This is a genomic window from Roseateles hydrophilus (assembly GCF_026712245.1).
GTDB classification, from domain to species: Bacteria; Pseudomonadota; Gammaproteobacteria; order Burkholderiales; family Burkholderiaceae_C; genus Pelomonas; species Pelomonas hydrophilus.
The window spans coordinates 257,789-274,257 of record NZ_JAPPUY010000002.1 but is presented as its reverse complement, the minus strand read 5'-3'; the positions used below and the strand labels follow the sequence as shown (position 1 = coordinate 274,257).

Sequence of the window (16,469 nt, the reverse complement as noted above, 5' to 3'; positions counted from 1 at the left end):
GGGTCGATGAGCGCCGTTCGTCGGTATCCGAGCCTGGCGGGCCGAACACCCGTCGCAGCGCTCCTCGGAGAGCCGGGAATTCTACGCAGCGGGGCCTTCGCCAGGGTTCAAGAGCAGGTCGCAGGCCCCGAAGGCCCCGCAGAATCCGCGGCGCCATGGCTGCCGACCTCATCCCCCTGCCCGCCCACACGCTGCGCCTGGGCATGACGCTGCCCTACGACCTGTTCGACGCCGGCGGCAAGCTGCTGTTCGCCCGTGGCCAGGTGCTGCGCGACTCGCCGCTGGTGCGCAGCCTCATGGCCGGCGGTGCGTGGGTCAACGCGGCCGACACCGTGGAATACCAGCGCGCCCGCGCGCACCGGCTGGACACGCTGGTGATGCAGGACGTGCCCATCGCCGACATCGCCAAGGCCGACGCCAGCTTCCGCCTGGAGCCGCCGGCCCCGCCCCGCCCGGAGGTGGGGCCGCGGGAGGCCTGGTCGGACCTGCTGCTGCACACCCACCACCTGCTGCGCGACGGCGAGCACGACGACTTCCCCGCCCGCGTGGCCCAGCTGCGCGACGCCGCACTGAAGCGCCTGCACGCCCAGCCCGATGCCACGCTGATGCTGCTGGTGTTCGAGACCAGCCAGGCCTTCGAGGACTACAGCGCCCGCCATGCGCTGCTGACACTGGCGCTGTGCGACCTTGTCGCCCAGCAACTGCAGCTGGCCGCGCCGCTGCGCGAGACGCTGCACAACGCCGCGCTGACGATGAACCTCGGCGCCAGCGCCGCCCATGACCGCCTGGCCAACCAGGTCGACCGCGCCACGCCCGCCCAGCGCCACGCGCTCAGCGCCCACGGCGAACGCGCCGCGCAGCGGCTGGCCCAGGCCGGCGTGACCGACGAGGTCTGGCTGACGGCCGTGCGCCTGCACCACGACGCCGGCCCCGGCCCGCTGGCAGCGCGCGGCGACGGCGAGAAGCTCGCGCGGCTGCTGCGCCGCATCGACCTGTTCGGCGCCCGTCTGTCCCCGCGCCGCAGCCGCACGGCCATGAGCGGCGCCTCTGCGGCCCGCGCCGTGTTCCTGGACGAGCTGGGCCAGCCCGACGAGGCCGGCGCCGCCCTCATCAAGGCCGTCGGCCTGTACCCGCCGGGCACCCTGGTGCGGCTGACCAACGGCGAGGTGGGCATGGTGTTCAAGCGCGGCTACAGCGCCAACGAGCCGCTGGTGGCGGCCCTGATCGGCAAGAGCGGCAGCCCGCTGTCGGCGCCCGTGCCGCGCGACACCCGCCTGGCCACGCAGGCCATCGCCGCCAGCCTCGCGCCGGTGGAGCTGAGGCTGCGGGTCAACCTGGACGCGTTGCTGAAGCTGTAGCCCTCGCCCAGCTGCCGGGCGCTCGGCCCCATCCGCCCGCGGGCTTGCGTTCGCACGGCCGGGCATATATTCTGTGTATACACAATATGCACAGCAGTCTCCTCATCTCCCAGGCCGACGCGCGGCCGATGTATCTGCAGATCACCGAGCAGATCCGCCAGCGCGTGGCCGCCGGAGACTGGCCGCCGGGCAAGGAGCTGCCGTCCATCCGTGCGCTGGCGGCGGACCTGAAGGTCAGCGTCATCACGGTGAAGCGGGCCTACCTGGACCTGGAGGCCGAGGGCGTCATCGTGACCCGGCACGGCAAGGGCTCCTTCGTCGCCGACGCCCAGGGGCTGGCCGTGGACATGCGGCTGGCGCAGCTGGACGAGCACCTGGGCGCGGCCGCCGAGATCGCCCGTTCGCTGGCCCTGCCCGAGCAGGAGCTGCTCGACCGACTGCGCCATGCGCTGACCACCCAGGAGCCCGCGGCATGAGCGCGTCCCCCGTTTTCGAGATGACCGGCGTGAGCAAGGCCTTCCCCTTCTTCACGCTGAACGACGTGTCGCTGCGCCTGGCGCCCGGCCAGATCATGGGACTGGTGGGCCCCAATGGCGCCGGCAAGAGCACCACCATCCGGCTGCTGATGGGGCTGCTGACGGCCGACGCTGGCGAGGTGCGGCTGCTGGGCCGCGCCATGCCGCGCGAGCAGGCCGCCGCCAAGGCCGACGTGGGCTTCGTCAGCGACGACATGCGACTGTTCCCGCACGCCACGCTGGCCTGGCACATGGACTTCACCGCGGCCATCTACCCGGGCTGGGACGCGGCCTACGCCGCGCAGCTGCTCAAGCGCTTCGGCCTGCGCGCCGAGCAGCCGGTCAAGGGCCTGTCCACCGGCGAGCATGGCAAGGCGCTGCTGCTGCTGGCGCTGGCACGCCGCCCGCGCCTGCTGGTGCTGGATGAGCCCACATCGGGCATGGACCCCGTCGCCCGCCACGAGCTGCTGACCGAGTTCATGGACGTGCTGCGCGACGAGGACCGCGCCATCCTGTTCTCGTCCCACAACACGCTGGACGTGGAGCGCATCTCCGACCGCCTCGCCTTCATCGACCGCGGTCGCGTGGTGGCGGCCAGCGACACGGCGGACTTCCTCGAACGCTGGCGCCGCGTGCAGCTGCGCCTGCCGCCCGGGCAGGGCCTGGCGACGCTGCCCGAGGTGGTGCACTGCGAGCGCGACGGCGGCCTCGCCACCCTGACCGTGGACGGCTTCAGCGAGGCCTGGCTGGCCCGGCTGGGCGCCCCGGTGCAGGCCGTGCAGCGCATGAGCCTGGAGGAGATCTTCGTCGCCGCCGTCATGCACAGCCGCCACGTCCAGGAAGGCCTCGCCGCATGAACGCCCTCACCACCCGGCTGCTCGCCAAGGAGTTCCAACAACACCGCGCGCTGATGGCCGCCGCCACCGCCGCCGGCCTGGCCGCGCTGCCACTGGCGCTCACCGGAGGCGGCGGCTTTCATGTGGCCTTCGTCGTGTGGCTCACGGCGGTCATCGCGCTGGGCGTGATGCTGGCGATGTTCGGCGTCAGCAACGAGCGCAAGGAGCGCGCGCGCCTGTTCGTGCTCAGCCTGCCGCTGTCGCCGCTCGACTACGTGCGCATCAAGCTGCTCGGGCTGGTGGCCTGCTTCGCGCTGCCCTGGGCCGTGTTGAGCGCGGGCGCCGTGGTGCTGGTGGTGGCGCTGCCGGGCCTGGCCGACGGCCTGCTGCCCTACACCGTGCTGCTGTGCGTCTACCTGCTGCTGAACTACGCGGTGGTGCTGAGCGCGGCGCTGCACATCGCGTCCGAGGCCGGCATGGGCGGCGTGATCATCCTGACCAACATGTCGGTGTCGCTGTTCCTGGCCGGCGTCGGCCGCCTGCCCGGCATCGGCGAGCACATGGGCGCCGCCGCGCCCGTGTGGACGGCCACGTTCTGGCTGCTGCTGGCCGCCGAGCTGGCCGCCACCCTGCTGGCCCTGTGCCTGCCGCTGTTCGTCGCCGCGCGACGGCGAGACGCCCTCTAGAAGGAACTCCATGTCCACCCACCCCAACGCCGAGCGGCTCCATGCCCTCGACGCCGTGCGGAGCTTTGCCCTGTTGCTGGGCGTGGCCTTCCACGCGGCACTGTCCTTCATCCCCGGCCTGCCCCCGGGCCTGTGGGCAATGACGGACCACTCGCCCAGCGCCTTCCTCGGCGATGCGAGCTTCGTCGCGCACAGCTTCCGCATGACGCTGTTCTTCTTCATCGCCGGGTTCTTCGGCCGCCTGCTGCACCAGCGGCTGGGCACGCGCGGCTTCTGGGCAAACCGCGGCCAGCGCATCGCCCTGCCACTGATCGTCGGCTGGCTGCTGCTGTTCCCGGCCATCGCATTCGTGTGGCACCTGGGCCTGCAGAAGGTCTTCCACGGCGCGCCGCCGGCCCTGCCCGCACTGCCCCAGGCGCCCGGCGCCTTCCCGCTGACGCACCTGTGGTTCCTCTACCAGCTGCTGTGGCTGTATGCCGGCACGCTGCTGGCGCGCGGCGTGATCGTGCGGCTGGACCGGGGCCAGGCCTTGCGCAGCCTGCTGGACCGCGCCGTCACCGGCGCACTGCGCGGGCCGGCCGCCACACTGCTGCTGGGCCTGCCGCTGGCGGCCGTGCTGCTGGCCACGCCTGCCTGGTTTCCCTGGGGCGGCATCCCGACGCCCGACCGCTCGCTGATCCCCCAGCTGCCCGCCACGGTCGCCTATGGCGTGGCCTTCGTGTTCGGCTGGCTGGTGCAGCGAGCGCCCGGCGCGCTGGCCGCGCTGCGCCGCAGCGGGCTGCTGCAGGCAGCGCTGGCCGTCGCGTCGTCGGCCATCTGCCTGTACCTCATGAAGACGCAGCCGCCGCTGGGCATGCCCGACGCACCCAGGCTCGCCTTCACGCTGGCCTTCGTCACGTCCAGCTGGGCCTGGTCCCTGGCGCTCACCGGCCTGGCGCTGCGCTGGCTGTCGACGCCCAACGCCGCCGTGCGCTACGTGGCGGACGCGTCCTACTGGATCTACCTCGCGCACCTGCCCGTCGTCGCGGCGCTGCAGGTCTGGGTGGGCCACTGGCCGCTGCCCTGGGGGCTGAAGTACCCGTTCGTCGTCGCCGCCACGCTGGCGCTGCTGCTGGCGAGCTACCACCTGCTCGTGCGCCCAACCGTCATCGGCCGGGTGCTCAACGGCCGCGCCCACCCGCGCCGTGCAGCGCCCCCAGCAGCCACGCCGGTGCTCGACGGCGACAGTGTCGTCGCGTCGCTGACCGGCGTGTCCAAGCGCTACGGCACGCTGCAAGCCCTGTGCGATGTGGACTTGCAGCTGCGCCGCGGCGAGCTGCTCGCGCTGCTGGGCCCCAACGGCGCCGGCAAGTCCACGGCCATCGCGCTGTGGCTGGGCCTGCAGGAAGCCGACGCGGGCCGCGTGCAGCTGCTGGGCGGCCCGCCGCAGGACATCGCGCGCCGGCAGGGCCTGGGCGTCATGCTGCAGGACGTCGAGTGCCCCAAGGACCTGAAGGTGCGTGAGCTGGTGGCGCTGTCGTGCAGCTACTACCCGCAGCCGTTGACGGTGCCGCAGGCGCTGGACCGCGCCGGCATCGCCGCGCTGGCGGAGCGCCGCTACGGCCAGCTCTCAGGCGGCCAGAAGCGCCAGGTGCAGTTCGCGCTGGCCTTGTGCGGCCGGCCGCGCGTGCTGTTCCTGGACGAGCCCACCGTCGGCCTGGACCTGCCGGCCCGCGAGGCCCTGTGGGCCCGCATCCGCGCGCTGCTGGACGAGGGCTGCTCCATCCTGCTGACCACGCATTACCTGGAGGAAGCCGAGGCGCTGGCCACGCGCGTGGCCGTGCTGGCCCAGGGCCGCGTCATCGCCTCGGGCAGCGTGGACGCGATGCGCACGCTGGTGTCGCGCCGCCACATCCGCTGCGCGACGACGCTGCCCCAGGGCGAGGTGCGGCGCTGGCCGGGCGTCGTCGACGTGGCCGGCGACCCGACCCAGCTGTCCATCGTCACCACCGACGCCGAGGCCGTCGTGCGCCGCTTGCTGGCGGCCGACCCTCAGCTGTCCCGCCTGGAAGTGAAGCAGGCCGGCCTCAACGAGGCCTTCCATCAACTGACCCGGGAGGCCGCATGAGCACCCTGACCCACCCGCTCGCGGCGCCCGCGCGCCGCACGTCACCCTACGCCGTGGAGATGCGGCTGGAGTTGCTGCGCCTGCTGCGCTCGCCGGCCTTCGCGCTGCCGATGTTCCTGCTGCCGGTGGGCACCTACCTGCTGTTCGCATTCGCGGTCGCGGGCGAGGCGGTGGCCAAGGACCCCGACACCGGCCGCTTCATGTTCGCCGGCTTCTCGGTGATGGCCGTCACCATGGCCGCGCTGTTCGCCACCGCCCCCCACCTGGCCCTGGAGCGCGAGCAGGGCCTGCTGACCCTCAAGCGCGCCCAGCCCGCACCGCCCGGCGCCTGGCTGGCGGCCAAGATCGTCGCCGGCCTGGTGAGCGGTGCCATCGCCTACCTGCCCATCCTCGTGCTGGCCGCCTGCACCGGCCAGGCGCATCTGAGCGGCATGCAGCTCGCGGCCATGAGCGCCGTGCTGCTGGCCGGCGCCCTGCCGTTCTGCGCGCTGGGTGTCATGCTGGGCTCGTTGACCAGCGGCTCGGCCGCACCGGCCTACGCCAACCTGGTCTACCTGCCGGGCATCTACCTGTCGGGGCTGTTCTTCCCGCTGCCCAAGTCCATGCACTTCCAGACCGTGCTGTGGCCGCAGTTCCACCTGGACCAGCTGGTGTTCGCGGCCGGCGGCGTCGCCAAGTTCCGCTGGATCCCGCCCGAGATGGCCTTCGCCGTGCTGCTGGGCTTCACGGTGCTGTGCAGCGGCGTGGCGCTATGGCGCCTGCGGCAGGCGGCTTAGGCGTCGCCCAACGCAGCGTTCGTGGCGGCGTCCAAGGCGGCATCCAGCGCCGCCAGCCCCGACGCCACGGTCTGCGCGCGCACGGCCTGGCGATCACCGTCGAAGCGCTCGCGCCACACCCGCACGGCGCCGCCGGCCCGCGCCAGCGACAGCCACACGGTGCCGACCGGCTTGGCCGGGCTGCCGCCCGTAGGCCCGGCAATGCCGGTGACCGCCAGCGCCCAGTCCACGGGCGCGCGCGCCAGCAACCCGAGCGCCATGGCCTCGGCCACCGCGGCGCTGACGGCGCCGTGCGCCTCGATCAGCGCAGGCGGCACGCCGAGCAGCTCGGCCTTGGCCGCGTTGCTGTAGCTGACGATGCCGCGCTCGAACCACTGGCTGGAGCCGGCCATGTCCGTGCAGGCCGCGGCGATCAGCCCGCCCGTGCAACTCTCCGCCGTGCCCAGGCGCTCGCCACGGCGCAGCAGGCCGGCCGCAATGCGGTCCATCCGTTCATCCATCGCCTCACCCCATCAGCACGCGATACAGCGCCACGACGACCAGCGTGCAGCCGGCCGCCACGAAATCGTCCACCAGGATGCCAAGCCCCTGCGCCCAGCCGATGGGCGCACCGCGCTCGGCCTTGAAGAGACGGTCCGCCCAGCCCACCGGGCCGGGCTTGGCCGCGTCAAAGAAGCGAAACAGGCCGAAGGCCACGGCCTGGGCCAGCAGGCCGCTTGGCGCGATCAGCCACAGCACCAGCCAGAAGGCCAGCACCTCGTCCCAGACGATGGACCCCGGGTCGGGCGTGTGCAGGTGCTGGGCGCAGCGCGTGCAGGCCCACCAGCCGACCAGCGTGCCCAGGCCGATCAGCAGCGCCCAGCCGGCGTCGCCCAGCCAGATCGACAACAGGCTGAACGCGGCCCAGGCCCACAGCGTGCCGACGGTGCCAGGCGCGCGCGGCGCCAGGCCGCTGCCAAAGCCCAACGCGATCCAGCGCGCCGGGTGGCGCACCATGAAGCCCAGCGTGGGACGCACGGGCGCTTGCGGCTCGAACGGCGCGGCGCTCATGCGGCGAAATGGTCGAAGCTGCGCAGGCCATGCGCGAGGTCGCGGCCCTGGGCGTCCACCACGCGCAGGCCCGGCGCGGCCTCGATGACGCCGACACGCGTCAGCGGCACGCCCACGTCCGGCAGCCGGGCGCCGGGCGGCGCGGTGAACACCAGCTCGTAGTCGTCGCCACCGGCGAGCACGCAGGTGTGCTGCAGCGCGGCGGGCTGCGCGGCCAGCACGGCGCTGCGCGGCAACGCGTCGACATCGAGGCGCGCGCCGACGCCGGACGCGGCCAGCAGGTGGCCCAGGTCGCCCAGCAGGCCGTCGGAGAGGTCCAGCGCCGCCGTGGCGACGCCGCGCAGCGCCTGGCCCAGCGCGACGCGCGGCGTGGGGCATTCCATCGCCAGGCGCACGCGCTCGAAGGCATCGCCGGCCAGCGCCACCGTGCCGCGGAACACCTCCAGTGCCAGCCGCGCATCGCCCAGCATGCCGGACACCCAGATCTCGTCGCCCACCCGCGCGCCGCTGCGCAGCAGCGCCTGGCCGCCCGGCGCCTCGCCGAACACGGTGATGCACAGGTTCAGCGGGCCCTGCGTCGTGTCGCCGCCCACCAGCGGGCAGCCGTGTGCATCGGCCAGCGCGAGCAGCCCGCGCGAGAAACCGGCCAGCCAGGCTTCGTCAACGCGCGGCAGCGCCAGCGCCAAAGTGAAGCCTCGCGGCGCGGCGCCGCAGGCGGCCAGGTCGCTGAGGTTGACGGCCAGCGCCTTGTGGCCCAGCCGCGCCGGATCGACAGTCGACAGGAAATGCCGCCCTTCCACCAGCATGTCGCTGGACACCAGCCAGCGTGCGCCCGGCGTGGGCGCCAGCACCGCGCAGTCGTCGCCCACGCCGACATCCACGCCGGCAGCCGCAGGGCGCTGGAAGTAGCGCCGGATCAGATCGAATTCACCCATCGCCGCGATTGTCTTGCGTGTGGACATCCGCAGCGACCACGCCCGGATGGCGGTGGCATGATTCCCACCCCGCCGGCCTTGCGCCTCCGTTCTGCCCGTTCCGCCATGCCCAGCTCCGAAGAAAAACGCGCCCAACTCCGCCAGGCCGCCCTCGAATATCACGAGTTCCCGACGCCCGGCAAAGTGGCCATCGCGGCCACCAAGTCGCTGGTCAACCAGCGTGACCTGGCGCTGGCCTACTCGCCCGGCGTGGCCGCCGCCTGCGAAGAAATCGTCGCCGACCCGGCCAACGCCTTCCGCTACACCTCGCGCGGCAATCTCGTCGCCGTCATCTCCAACGGCACGGCCGTGCTGGGCCTGGGCAACATCGGCCCGCTGGCGTCCAAGCCGGTGATGGAAGGCAAGGGCGTGCTGTTCAAGAAGTTCGCCGGCATCGACGTCTTCGACCTCGAAGTGGCCGAGAACGACCTGGACAAGCTCGTCGACGTGATCGCCGCGCTGGAGCCGACCTTTGGCGGCATCAACCTCGAGGACATCAAGGCGCCGGACTGCTTCTACGTCGAGCGCGAACTGCGCAAGCGCATGAAGATCCCCGTCTTCCACGATGACCAGCACGGCACGGCCATCGTCGTCGGCGCGGCCTTCCTGAACGGCCTCAAGGTCGTTGGCAAGGACATCAAGCAGGTCAAGCTCGTCACGTCCGGCGCCGGTGCTGCGGCGCTGGCCTGCCTGGGCCTGCTCGTCAAGCTGGGCCTGCCGCGCGAAAACATCTTCGTGACCGACCTGGCCGGCGTCGTCTACGAGGGCCGCACCGAGCTGATGGACCCGGACAAGGCCGAGTACGCCCAGAAGACCGACGCGCGCTCGCTGCGCGAGGTCATCCAGGGAGCCGACGTGTTCCTGGGCCTGTCGGCTGGCGGCGTGCTGAAGGCCGACATGGTGGCGGCGATGGCCGACAAGCCGCTGATCTTCGCGCTGGCCAACCCGACGCCCGAGATCCTGCCCGAGGAAGTGCAGAAGGTGCGCTCCGACGCCATCATGGCCACGGGCCGCACGGACTACCCCAACCAGGTCAACAACGTCCTGTGCTTCCCCTACATCTTCCGCGGCGCGCTGGACTCGGGCGCGACGACCATCAACGTCGAGATGGAGATCGCCGCCGTCCACGCCATCGCCGAGCTGGCCCAGGCCGAGCAGAGTGAAGTGGTGGCCGCCGCCTACGTGGGCGCGACGTTGTCCTTCGGGCCGGAATACCTGATCCCCAAGCCCTTCGACCCGCGCCTGATGACGCGCATCGCGCCGGCCGTGGCCAAGGCGGCCGAGGACTCCGGCGTCGCCACCCGCCCCATCCAGGACTGGGATGCCTACCGCGAGAAGCTGCAGAGCTTCGTCTACGCGTCCGGCAACACGATGAAGCCCATTTTCACCGCCGCCAAGCGCGCGCCCAACAAGCGCGTCGCCTATGCCGAAGGTGAGGAAGAGCGCGTGCTGCGCGCGGCCCAGGTCGTCGTCGACGAAGGCCTGGCCCGCCCGACGCTGATCGGCCGCCCGTCCGTCATCGCCGAGCGCGTGGAGCGCTTCGGCCTGCGCCTGCAGCACGGCCGCGACTACGACGTCGTCAACGTCGAGCACGACGACCGCTACCGCGATTACTGGCAGACCTACCTGCGCATGACCGAGCGCAAGGGCGTCACCCAGCAACTCGCCAAGATCGAGATGCGCCGCCGCCTGACGCTGATCAGCGCCATGATGCTGCACAAGGGCGAGGTCGACGGCATGCTGTGCGGCACATGGGGCACGACGGCCACCCACCTGTCCTACATCGACCAGGTCATCGGCAAGCGCGCCGGCGTCAAGACGTATGCGTGCATGAACGGCCTGATCCTGCCGGGCCGTCAGGTCATGCTGGTCGACACGCATGTCAACTACGACCCCACCGCCGAGCAGCTGGCCGAGATCACCATCATGGCCGCGCAGGAGATGTGCCGCTTCGGCCAGGTGCCCAAGGCCGCGCTGCTGTCGCACAGCAACTTCGGCACCAGCGACAAGCCCTCGGCGATCAAGATGCGCGACACGCTGGCGCTGATCCAGCAACTGGCGCCGTGGCTCGAAGTCGACGGCGAGATGCACGGCGACACCGCGCTGGACGCCGGCTACCGCAAGCAGCTGATGCCGCACAGCCCGCTGACTGGCGAAGCCAACCTGCTGGTGCTGCCCAACATCGACGCCGCCAACATCTCCTACAACCTGCTGAAGACTGCCGCCGGCGGCGGCATCGCCATCGGCCCGGTGCTGCTGGGGGCGGCCAAGCCGGTGCACATCCTGACGCCATCGGCCACCGTGCGACGCATCGTCAACATGACGGCGCTGACCGTTGCCGACGCCAACGCGGCACGAGGCTGAGGGGCGCTGGGCTTGGGACGGGCCGGACAAGCTCGCCCGGACTCCCCCAATTGACAGAAGTTTTCATTCCAAAATTTCTGTCACCGCCCCGTCACAACTCTTTTCAGAACAAGCACTTGCGCGCATGTAAGCACGGGCTCACATGCCCTTGCGCGGAACTCCGGCACCCCGAGCCGGCTTGAGCTTTCGGGGTCGCTTCGGTACCATATCGGTTTCGAATCAAGGGTAAACCCGTGTCTTTGCTCTCGTGGCTGGCGCGCTCCGGCGCCTCGGCGGTCACCACCGCCCTGCTGCTTTCCGGCCTCGCCGGAGGTGTGCAGGCCAGGGAAGCAGCCCCCACCGACTCGCCCGCTCTGGCTGAAATATCGCTGAGCGAGCTGCCCGCCCAGGCTCAGGAAACCCACCGGCTCGTGTTGGCCGGCGGCCCATTTCCCTACAGCAAGGACGGCACGGTGTTCGGCAATCGCGAACGACTGCTGCCCCGCAAGGCGCGCGGCTTCTATCGCGAATACACGGTCAAGACCCCTGGCGCACGCAACCGGGGCGCTCGCCGCCTCGTCTGTGGCGGCACACCGCCCACGTCGCCCGAGGTCTGTTATTACACCGGTGACCACTACGCCAGCTTCCAGCGCATTCGCGCCGGGGCCGGCCGGTGAAGCCAAGGTTCAGCTGTTTTGTGACTTGAAAGGAGGAACGCGACCATGCTTTTGCAGACCGTCCGTCCCAATATCGTGCAGGCCATACGGGCCTACCGGGTCGAGGACTTGATGCAGGCCGCTCAAGAGGCGGGCCAGCATTTCCTGTACGCCAATCTGTCGGAGGCGCAGTCCAAGCAGGACGTGCTGGACGGCATCGCGCAGGCCTTCCTCTTCCCTGCTCACTTCGGCAAGAACCTGGACGCCCTGCATGACTGCATGACCGACCTCGTCCACAAGGCCGGCAGCCAGCCGGGCTTCGTCGTGGTGCTGGAGCAGTTGCCCGACAACGTGCGTTTCGATCGCGAGGCCCGCGAGCAGCTGCTCGACGTCTTCCGCGACACGGCCGACTACTGGGCCGACAGGAAGATCCCCTTCCGGTGCTTCTATTCTTTTCAGTAGCCCGCTCCCAAGAAAACGGGTCATGGGAGCGGGCTGCTGAGGTGGCCCCGGTGGTTGAAAAGCCTGCGCCGAAAAGCGCGAAGTCGACAATTGGCAACCCCAACTTCGGCGTGAACATGCCGATGATGTGCAGCGCCTTCGACACGTCGATGTGGCTGAGCGCGGCCTGACCGCGCGTACGTCACGTTCGGCGGCCTGACGCGCCGAACGCCAGCCAAAAGAAAACGGGACCCTTGGGTCCCGTTTGTCATTGCGGCGGCGCCACTTCCAGCGCCAGCGCGACGAACTCGTGCACCGGCACTTCCTCGGCCCGGCGCTGCAGGTCGAAGCGGCCCTGGTAGCCGCGCTCGGCCAGCCATTTGCCCAGGCTGTGGCGCAGCAGCTTGCGGCGCTGCGAGAACGCGCTGGCGACGAGTTCGCCCAGCAGCGCCGGGTCCAGCGCCGGCGGGGCCTTGAGCGGCTGCATGCGCACGATGGCCGAGTCCACGCGCGGCGGTGGATCGAACGCCTCGGGCGGCACATCCAGCACCGACTCGATGTCGTAGCGCCACTGCAGCATGACGCTGAGGCGCCCGTAGTCCTTGCTGCCAGGGCCGGCGGCCATGCGGTCGACGACTTCCTTCTGCAGCATGAAGTGCTGGTCGACGACATCGTCCACCGCGTCCAGCAGGTGAAACAGGATGGGCGTGGAGATGTTGTAGGGCAGGTTGCCGACAACGCGCAGCTTCGCACCCTTGGCCACGGCCAGCGCGCGGAAGTCGACCTTGAGCACGTCGCTCTCGATGACCTCCACGTCGTCACGCTTGCGCAGGCGCGCGGCGAGGTCGCGGTCCAGCTCGATGACGGTCAGCTTGGGCGACTCGGCCGGGATGCGCGCCAGCAGCGGCAGCGTCATCGCGCCCAGGCCCGGGCCGATCTCCACCAGCGTCTCGCCGGCCTGCGGCGCGATGAGGTCGATGATGGCGTCGATCAGCGCCGTGTCGGTCAGAAAGTGCTGACCGAAGCGCTTGCGGGGGATGTGGCTCTTCAATCCAGCCACTCACGCACTTCGACGAAGGCCTTGGCGCGCAGTTCCTTGACCCAGTCCTGGTAGACCTCGTCGTACTTCTGCTCGCGCAGCGCACCGCGGGCCTGGTCGCGGAGCACCTTGGGGTCCACCTCGACGGTGCGACGCTCCAGCACCTGGATCAGGTGCACGCCAAAACGCGACATGACGGGGCCGGAGATGCCGTTCAGCGCCAGCGCGTTCATGGCCTCCTCGAACTCGGGCACGAAGCCACCCGCGCCCATCCAGCCCAGGTCACCACCGCCTTCGGCGCTGCCGTCCTCGGAGTTGGCCTTGGCGAGGTCCTCGAACTTGGCCTGGCCGGCCTCGATCTGACGCTTCATCTCGGCCAGGCGGCGCGCGGCGACCTCGGCGGTCAGCTGGGCCGAGGGGCGCAGCAGGATGTGGCGGGCGCGCGTCTGCAGGCTCTGCGTCATGGACCCGGCGCCCTGGCGCTCAACGACCTTGAGGATGTGGAAGCCCGCGCCGCTGCGCAGCAGGGCCGGGGCGACCTGGCCGCTCTTCAGGTCCTTGACGGCGCTGACGAAGATGTCAGGCAGGCGGTCGACCGGGCGCAGGCCGATCTCGCCGCCACGGGCCTTGTTGCCGTCCTCCGAGACCTCGCGCGCGACCTTGGCGAAATCCTCACCGCCCTGGACACGGGCCAGCGCCGCCTCGGCAATCGCGCGCCGCTCAGCGACGACGGCCTCGGCGGCGCCGTCGGGCACCGTCACCAGCACCTGCGCCAGGTTGACCTGCCCGCCCTGCTCCAGCGCCTGGCGCTTCTTGTCCAGCCAGGCGTCGATCTCGGCATCGCTGACCTTGATGCGGCCCTGCACCTCGCGCTCACGCACGCGCTCGGTCATCATCTGGTCGCGCAGGTTCTCGCGAAAGCTCTTGTAGTCGGTGCCGTCCTGCTTGAGGCGCTGCAGCAGCTGCGGCATGGTCAGCTTGTTCTGCGCGGCCACGTTGGCAACGACGCGGTCCAGCTCAGCCTCGTCCACCTTGTTGCCGGTCTCGCGCGCATGGGTCACGAGCACGCGATCCTCGATCAGCGCCTCCAGCGCCTGCTTGCGCAGGCCAGCCGTCTCGGGCATGACCTCGCCCTTCTGGCGGGCCTCCTGGCGCAGCCGCTCCGTGCGGGCGATGACCTCGCTGGCGGCCACGACGTCCTGGTTGACGACGGCGGCGATGTAGTCCCCCGGCTGCAGCGTGGGAGCCGTCTGGGCCGTGGCGCCGAGGGCGGCCAGGGCCAGCGTCACTGCGAGGAAAGTGGGAGCAAGGCGATGGATCATGGGAGGAAGTCTGAACTCGGCGAACGGTCGGAACTCAGCCGGCGGTAACCGGGCACATTGTCCTTCAAGACCTTCAGGGCATTGGAGCCCAGCTGGCTGAGGCCCACGAGCTCCAGCTGCAGCATGAGCCGGGTGTTGGTCTCGGCCCGGCCGGTCGACAGCCGCTCGACGCCGAAGCGCAGCAGCCAGCAGCCGGCGTCGTACTCGAAGCCGGCCACGGAGTCGGTCAGCCGCTTGTCGCGCAGCGAGTACTGCACGCGCCCGGCGCTGTACCACGCACCGCCGCAGCTCTGGCTGTTGGCGCCGCGCTGGGTGACGGGCTGGCCGTAGATGGGCCACTGCCAGGCCAGCTCGACCTGCTCGCTCTGCGCGCGCGCCAGCCGGTAGGCGACGCTCAAGGTCTTGAACGGCCCCGGCGAGTAGCGGGCTCGCACCACCGAGCGCACGTAGCGGTTGGTCTCAGGGTTGAACTCCAGCGTGCTGTCGGCCCACCAGCGCTCGTCCAGGCGCGCGGCGGCGGCCAGCAGCAGGTCGGAGAAGCGCTGCGTGACCGGCTGGCCATCGGGCGTGACGCGCTGGTCGCGGAACAGCACGCGCTGCACGGCGCCCACGCGCAGGATCTCCTCGCCCTGCGACGCACTGATCCAGCGGCTGGTGGCGCCGAAGCTCAGCGCATGCATGTCCGACACCCGGTCCACGCCCGAGAACTGGTTGTCGGTGTAGATGGAGTCGAAGTTGAAGTCCTTGGGCGCCGAGTCGAAGTTGGGCAGGCTCAGCTGGTCGCGGTACGGCGTGTTCACGTACAGCAGGCGCGGCTCCAGGCTCTGGCGCATCGCGCGGCCGAACAGCTTGGTGTCGCGCTCGAACACCCAGCCGTGATCGACACTGAGCGTCGGGATCAGCCGGCTCATGCGACGGCGGCCATCGGCCAGCGGCTGATCCAGGTCATAGGCCGCCGCGTTGACGGACACGCGCGGGATCAGCCACCAGGCCTCGCCACCCACGGGCGCCGCCACATGCCCCAGCGCGTGCATGCGCTGGCCGCCCTGCGCCTGGCCGGCCAGTGCCGAGCCCGGCAGGTCGAAGCGGTTGTATTCCAGCTCCAGCCCGCCCTCCAGCCGCGCCTTGCGGCCCCAGGGGCGGAAGCTGTCCAGCACGGCCTCGTCGGCGGCGGTGGACACGCGCACGCCCAGCTGCGGGCTGCGCTGGTAGGGCGAGTCGAAGCGCGACAGCGCGTCGCTGCCCTGCAGCGTCTGCCAGCGCTGCACGCGGGCGTAGCTGTCGATGACGCCCCAGGACAGCTCGCGGTGGCGCTGCAGCGAGAAGTCGTTGGCCAGCAGCCGCGGCGTCTGGCTCTCGACACGGCGCGACAAGTCCTTCCAGTAGTCGTCGTCGGACACGCGCTCGCTCTTGAGGCGGTAGCGCCAGTCGCCCAGCGTGCCGTCGTTCTCGAGCTTGAGGCTCCAGCGCGAGTTGCCGTAGACGCGGTCGCCGGGCAGCAGGTCGACGTTGATACGGCCGGCGTGGCCGGGCTCCAGGTAGCGGAACTCGGCGTCCACGCCCACACCGCGCTTGGTCATCGCGAACGGCGCCACCGTGGCATCGCGGTTGGGCGCGATGTTCCAGTAGTAGGGCACGCCCAGCTCCAGGCCGGAGCGGTTGTCCAGGAAGATGTTGGGCGGCAGCCAGCCCGACTTGCGGGCCGAGCTCAGCGGGAAGCTCAGTGCCGGCGCGGCCAGCAGCGGCACGCCGAGGAAGCGCAGCACGGCGCCATCGGCCTGGCCCTCGTTGCCGGCCATGTCCAGGCGCAGCTGCTTGGCGGTGATCTGCCAGGCAGGCTCCTGATCTTCCACAACCGGGCAGCTGCTGTAGCTGGCCTGTGTGGCGCTGAAGCGGTTGCTGTCGTGGAAGCGCACCACCTGCGCCTTGCCGGCGCCGCCGGTCGTCGCCAGGAAGAAGCTCGGGGTCAGGAACTCGCCCTCGAAGCGGTTCACATACATCTGCAGCAGCGGGCCGGTGAACAGGTTGCCGTTGTGCTGGATGCGGACGTTGCCCTCGGCGCGCGCCAGGTCCTCGACGACGCGGTAGCTCAGCTTGTCGGCATTCAGCAGCAGCTCGCCATAGCGCAGCTCCACGCCGTCCTCGGCCTGGGCATCCTGGTCGGTCTGGGCCGTGAGCTTGCCGGCCGTGATGACCATGGCCGGCTTGGTGGTCGGCTTGGCCGGCGCCGTCAGCAGCCGGCTGCCGCGCAGCGTCACGGCCTCCTCGGCCGGCCGGGCCGACACCGGCCCCCAGGCACACAGGGCCAGGGCGATCAGCGCGGACAGCGGGCGGGGGTGGGGCGTTCGGGGCAGGCGCGGCACAGG

The 16,469-nt window shown here is 70.9% G+C and carries 15 protein-coding genes and 1 riboswitch; of the genes, 9 read left to right on the top strand and 6 right to left on the bottom strand.

What is annotated here, in order from left to right; genetic code table 11:
- Position 1 precedes the first annotated feature (1 nt).
- A riboswitch (S-adenosyl-L-homocysteine riboswitch) is annotated at positions 2 to 72 on the bottom strand.
- Between the two features lie 83 nt (positions 73 to 155).
- From NYO99_RS08445 to NYO99_RS08420, 6 genes are all read left to right on the top strand, one after another.
- Positions 156 to 1,358 carry an HD-GYP domain-containing protein gene (locus NYO99_RS08445; RefSeq protein ID WP_268166724.1) on the top strand — a complete coding sequence of 401 codons (1,203 nt, stop codon included), beginning with the start codon at positions 156 to 158 and terminating at the stop codon, positions 1,356 to 1,358.
- Between the two features lie 86 nt (positions 1,359 to 1,444).
- Positions 1,445 to 1,834, top strand: a complete 390-nt coding sequence (locus NYO99_RS08440; protein ID WP_268166723.1) for a GntR family transcriptional regulator — start codon at positions 1,445 to 1,447, stop codon at positions 1,832 to 1,834.
- Positions 1,831 to 2,730, top strand: a complete 900-nt coding sequence (locus tag NYO99_RS08435) for an ABC transporter ATP-binding protein (RefSeq protein ID WP_268166722.1) — start codon at positions 1,831 to 1,833, stop codon at positions 2,728 to 2,730. The genes NYO99_RS08440 and NYO99_RS08435 overlap by 4 nt, the downstream gene beginning before the upstream one ends.
- The gene (locus NYO99_RS08430; protein WP_268166721.1) at positions 2,727 to 3,395 is read left to right on the top strand and encodes an ABC transporter permease; all 669 of its coding nucleotides are present in this window, start codon (positions 2,727 to 2,729) and stop codon (positions 3,393 to 3,395) included. Before NYO99_RS08435 ends, NYO99_RS08430 begins: the two co-directional genes overlap by 4 nt.
- Before the next feature lie 10 nt (positions 3,396 to 3,405).
- A complete protein-coding gene (locus tag NYO99_RS08425; RefSeq protein WP_268166720.1) occupies positions 3,406 to 5,502 on the top strand; it encodes an ATP-binding cassette domain-containing protein in 2,097 nt (698 codons plus the stop codon).
- A complete protein-coding gene (locus tag NYO99_RS08420; RefSeq protein WP_268166719.1) occupies positions 5,499 to 6,278 on the top strand; it encodes an ABC transporter permease in 780 nt (259 codons plus the stop codon). The genes NYO99_RS08425 and NYO99_RS08420 overlap by 4 nt, the downstream gene beginning before the upstream one ends.
- On the opposite strand, the gene NYO99_RS08415 is transcribed toward NYO99_RS08420, so the two are convergent.
- From NYO99_RS08415 to thiL, 3 genes are read right to left on the bottom strand one after another with little or no spacing between them, the layout of a single operon-like run.
- The gene (locus NYO99_RS08415; RefSeq protein WP_268166718.1) at positions 6,275 to 6,766 is read right to left on the bottom strand and encodes a CinA family protein; all 492 of its coding nucleotides are present in this window, start codon (positions 6,764 to 6,766) and stop codon (positions 6,275 to 6,277) included. The two genes, NYO99_RS08420 and NYO99_RS08415, sit on opposite strands and share 4 nt — an antisense overlap.
- A 16-nt stretch (positions 6,767 to 6,782) precedes the next feature.
- The gene (locus NYO99_RS08410) at positions 6,783 to 7,328 is read right to left on the bottom strand and encodes a phosphatidylglycerophosphatase A family protein (protein ID WP_268166717.1); all 546 of its coding nucleotides are present in this window, start codon (positions 7,326 to 7,328) and stop codon (positions 6,783 to 6,785) included.
- Positions 7,325 to 8,263, bottom strand: a complete 939-nt coding sequence (thiL, locus tag NYO99_RS08405) for a thiamine-phosphate kinase (RefSeq protein WP_268166716.1) — start codon at positions 8,261 to 8,263, stop codon at positions 7,325 to 7,327. Before thiL ends, NYO99_RS08410 begins: the two co-directional genes overlap by 4 nt.
- 105 nt (positions 8,264 to 8,368) lie before the next feature.
- Between thiL and NYO99_RS08400 the strand changes: the two genes are divergently transcribed.
- The 3 genes from NYO99_RS08400 to NYO99_RS08390 all read left to right on the top strand — a co-directional run bounded on the left by NYO99_RS08400 (position 8,369) and on the right by NYO99_RS08390 (position 11,763).
- Positions 8,369 to 10,666, top strand: a complete 2,298-nt coding sequence (locus NYO99_RS08400) for an NADP-dependent malic enzyme (RefSeq protein ID WP_268166715.1) — start codon at positions 8,369 to 8,371, stop codon at positions 10,664 to 10,666.
- 233 nt (positions 10,667 to 10,899) lie between these two features.
- The gene (locus NYO99_RS08395; protein WP_422395484.1) at positions 10,900 to 11,322 is read left to right on the top strand and encodes a guanyl-specific ribonuclease; all 423 of its coding nucleotides are present in this window, start codon (positions 10,900 to 10,902) and stop codon (positions 11,320 to 11,322) included.
- A 45-nt stretch (positions 11,323 to 11,367) separates the two neighbouring features.
- Positions 11,368 to 11,763 (top strand): barstar family protein, encoded by a 396-nt coding sequence (locus NYO99_RS08390; protein ID WP_056873061.1) that lies wholly within the window; start codon positions 11,368 to 11,370, stop codon positions 11,761 to 11,763.
- A 247-nt stretch (positions 11,764 to 12,010) separates the two neighbouring features.
- On the opposite strand, the gene rsmA is transcribed toward NYO99_RS08390, so the two are convergent.
- From rsmA to NYO99_RS08375, 3 genes are read right to left on the bottom strand one after another with little or no spacing between them, the layout of a single operon-like run.
- Positions 12,011 to 12,802, bottom strand: coding sequence for a 16S rRNA (adenine(1518)-N(6)/adenine(1519)-N(6))-dimethyltransferase RsmA (rsmA, locus tag NYO99_RS08385; protein WP_268166714.1), 792 nt, complete (start codon positions 12,800 to 12,802; stop codon positions 12,011 to 12,013).
- Positions 12,790 to 14,103, bottom strand: a complete 1,314-nt coding sequence (locus NYO99_RS08380; protein WP_268166713.1) for a peptidylprolyl isomerase — start codon at positions 14,101 to 14,103, stop codon at positions 12,790 to 12,792. Before NYO99_RS08380 ends, rsmA begins: the two co-directional genes overlap by 13 nt.
- Entirely contained in the window at positions 14,100 to 16,466 is a 2,367-nt protein-coding gene (locus NYO99_RS08375; protein WP_268167364.1) for an LPS-assembly protein LptD, read from the bottom strand. Before NYO99_RS08375 ends, NYO99_RS08380 begins: the two co-directional genes overlap by 4 nt.
- Positions 16,467 to 16,469 lie beyond the last annotated feature (3 nt).

Excerpts from the sequence above, each read along its gene's own strand:
- NYO99_RS08445 (WP_268166724.1), top strand. The coding sequence starts at position 156 with ATGGCTGCCGACCTCATCCCCCTGCCCGCCCACACGCTGCGCCTGGGC.
- NYO99_RS08440 (WP_268166723.1), top strand. The coding sequence starts at position 1,445 with ATGCACAGCAGTCTCCTCATCTCCCAGGCCGACGCGCGGCCGATGTAT.
- NYO99_RS08435 (WP_268166722.1), top strand. The coding sequence starts at position 1,831 with ATGAGCGCGTCCCCCGTTTTCGAGATGACCGGCGTGAGCAAGGCCTTC.
- NYO99_RS08430 (WP_268166721.1), top strand. The coding sequence starts at position 2,727 with ATGAACGCCCTCACCACCCGGCTGCTCGCCAAGGAGTTCCAACAACAC.
- NYO99_RS08425 (WP_268166720.1), top strand. The coding sequence starts at position 3,406 with ATGTCCACCCACCCCAACGCCGAGCGGCTCCATGCCCTCGACGCCGTG.
- NYO99_RS08420 (WP_268166719.1), top strand. The coding sequence starts at position 5,499 with ATGAGCACCCTGACCCACCCGCTCGCGGCGCCCGCGCGCCGCACGTCA.
- NYO99_RS08415 (WP_268166718.1), bottom strand. The coding sequence starts at position 6,766 with ATGGACCGCATTGCGGCCGGCCTGCTGCGCCGTGGCGAGCGCCTGGGC.
- NYO99_RS08410 (WP_268166717.1), bottom strand. The coding sequence starts at position 7,328 with ATGAGCGCCGCGCCGTTCGAGCCGCAAGCGCCCGTGCGTCCCACGCTG.
- thiL (WP_268166716.1), bottom strand. The coding sequence starts at position 8,263 with ATGGGTGAATTCGATCTGATCCGGCGCTACTTCCAGCGCCCTGCGGCT.
- NYO99_RS08400 (WP_268166715.1), top strand. The coding sequence starts at position 8,369 with ATGCCCAGCTCCGAAGAAAAACGCGCCCAACTCCGCCAGGCCGCCCTC.
- NYO99_RS08390 (WP_056873061.1), top strand. The coding sequence starts at position 11,368 with ATGCTTTTGCAGACCGTCCGTCCCAATATCGTGCAGGCCATACGGGCC.
- NYO99_RS08380 (WP_268166713.1), bottom strand. The coding sequence starts at position 14,103 with ATGATCCATCGCCTTGCTCCCACTTTCCTCGCAGTGACGCTGGCCCTG.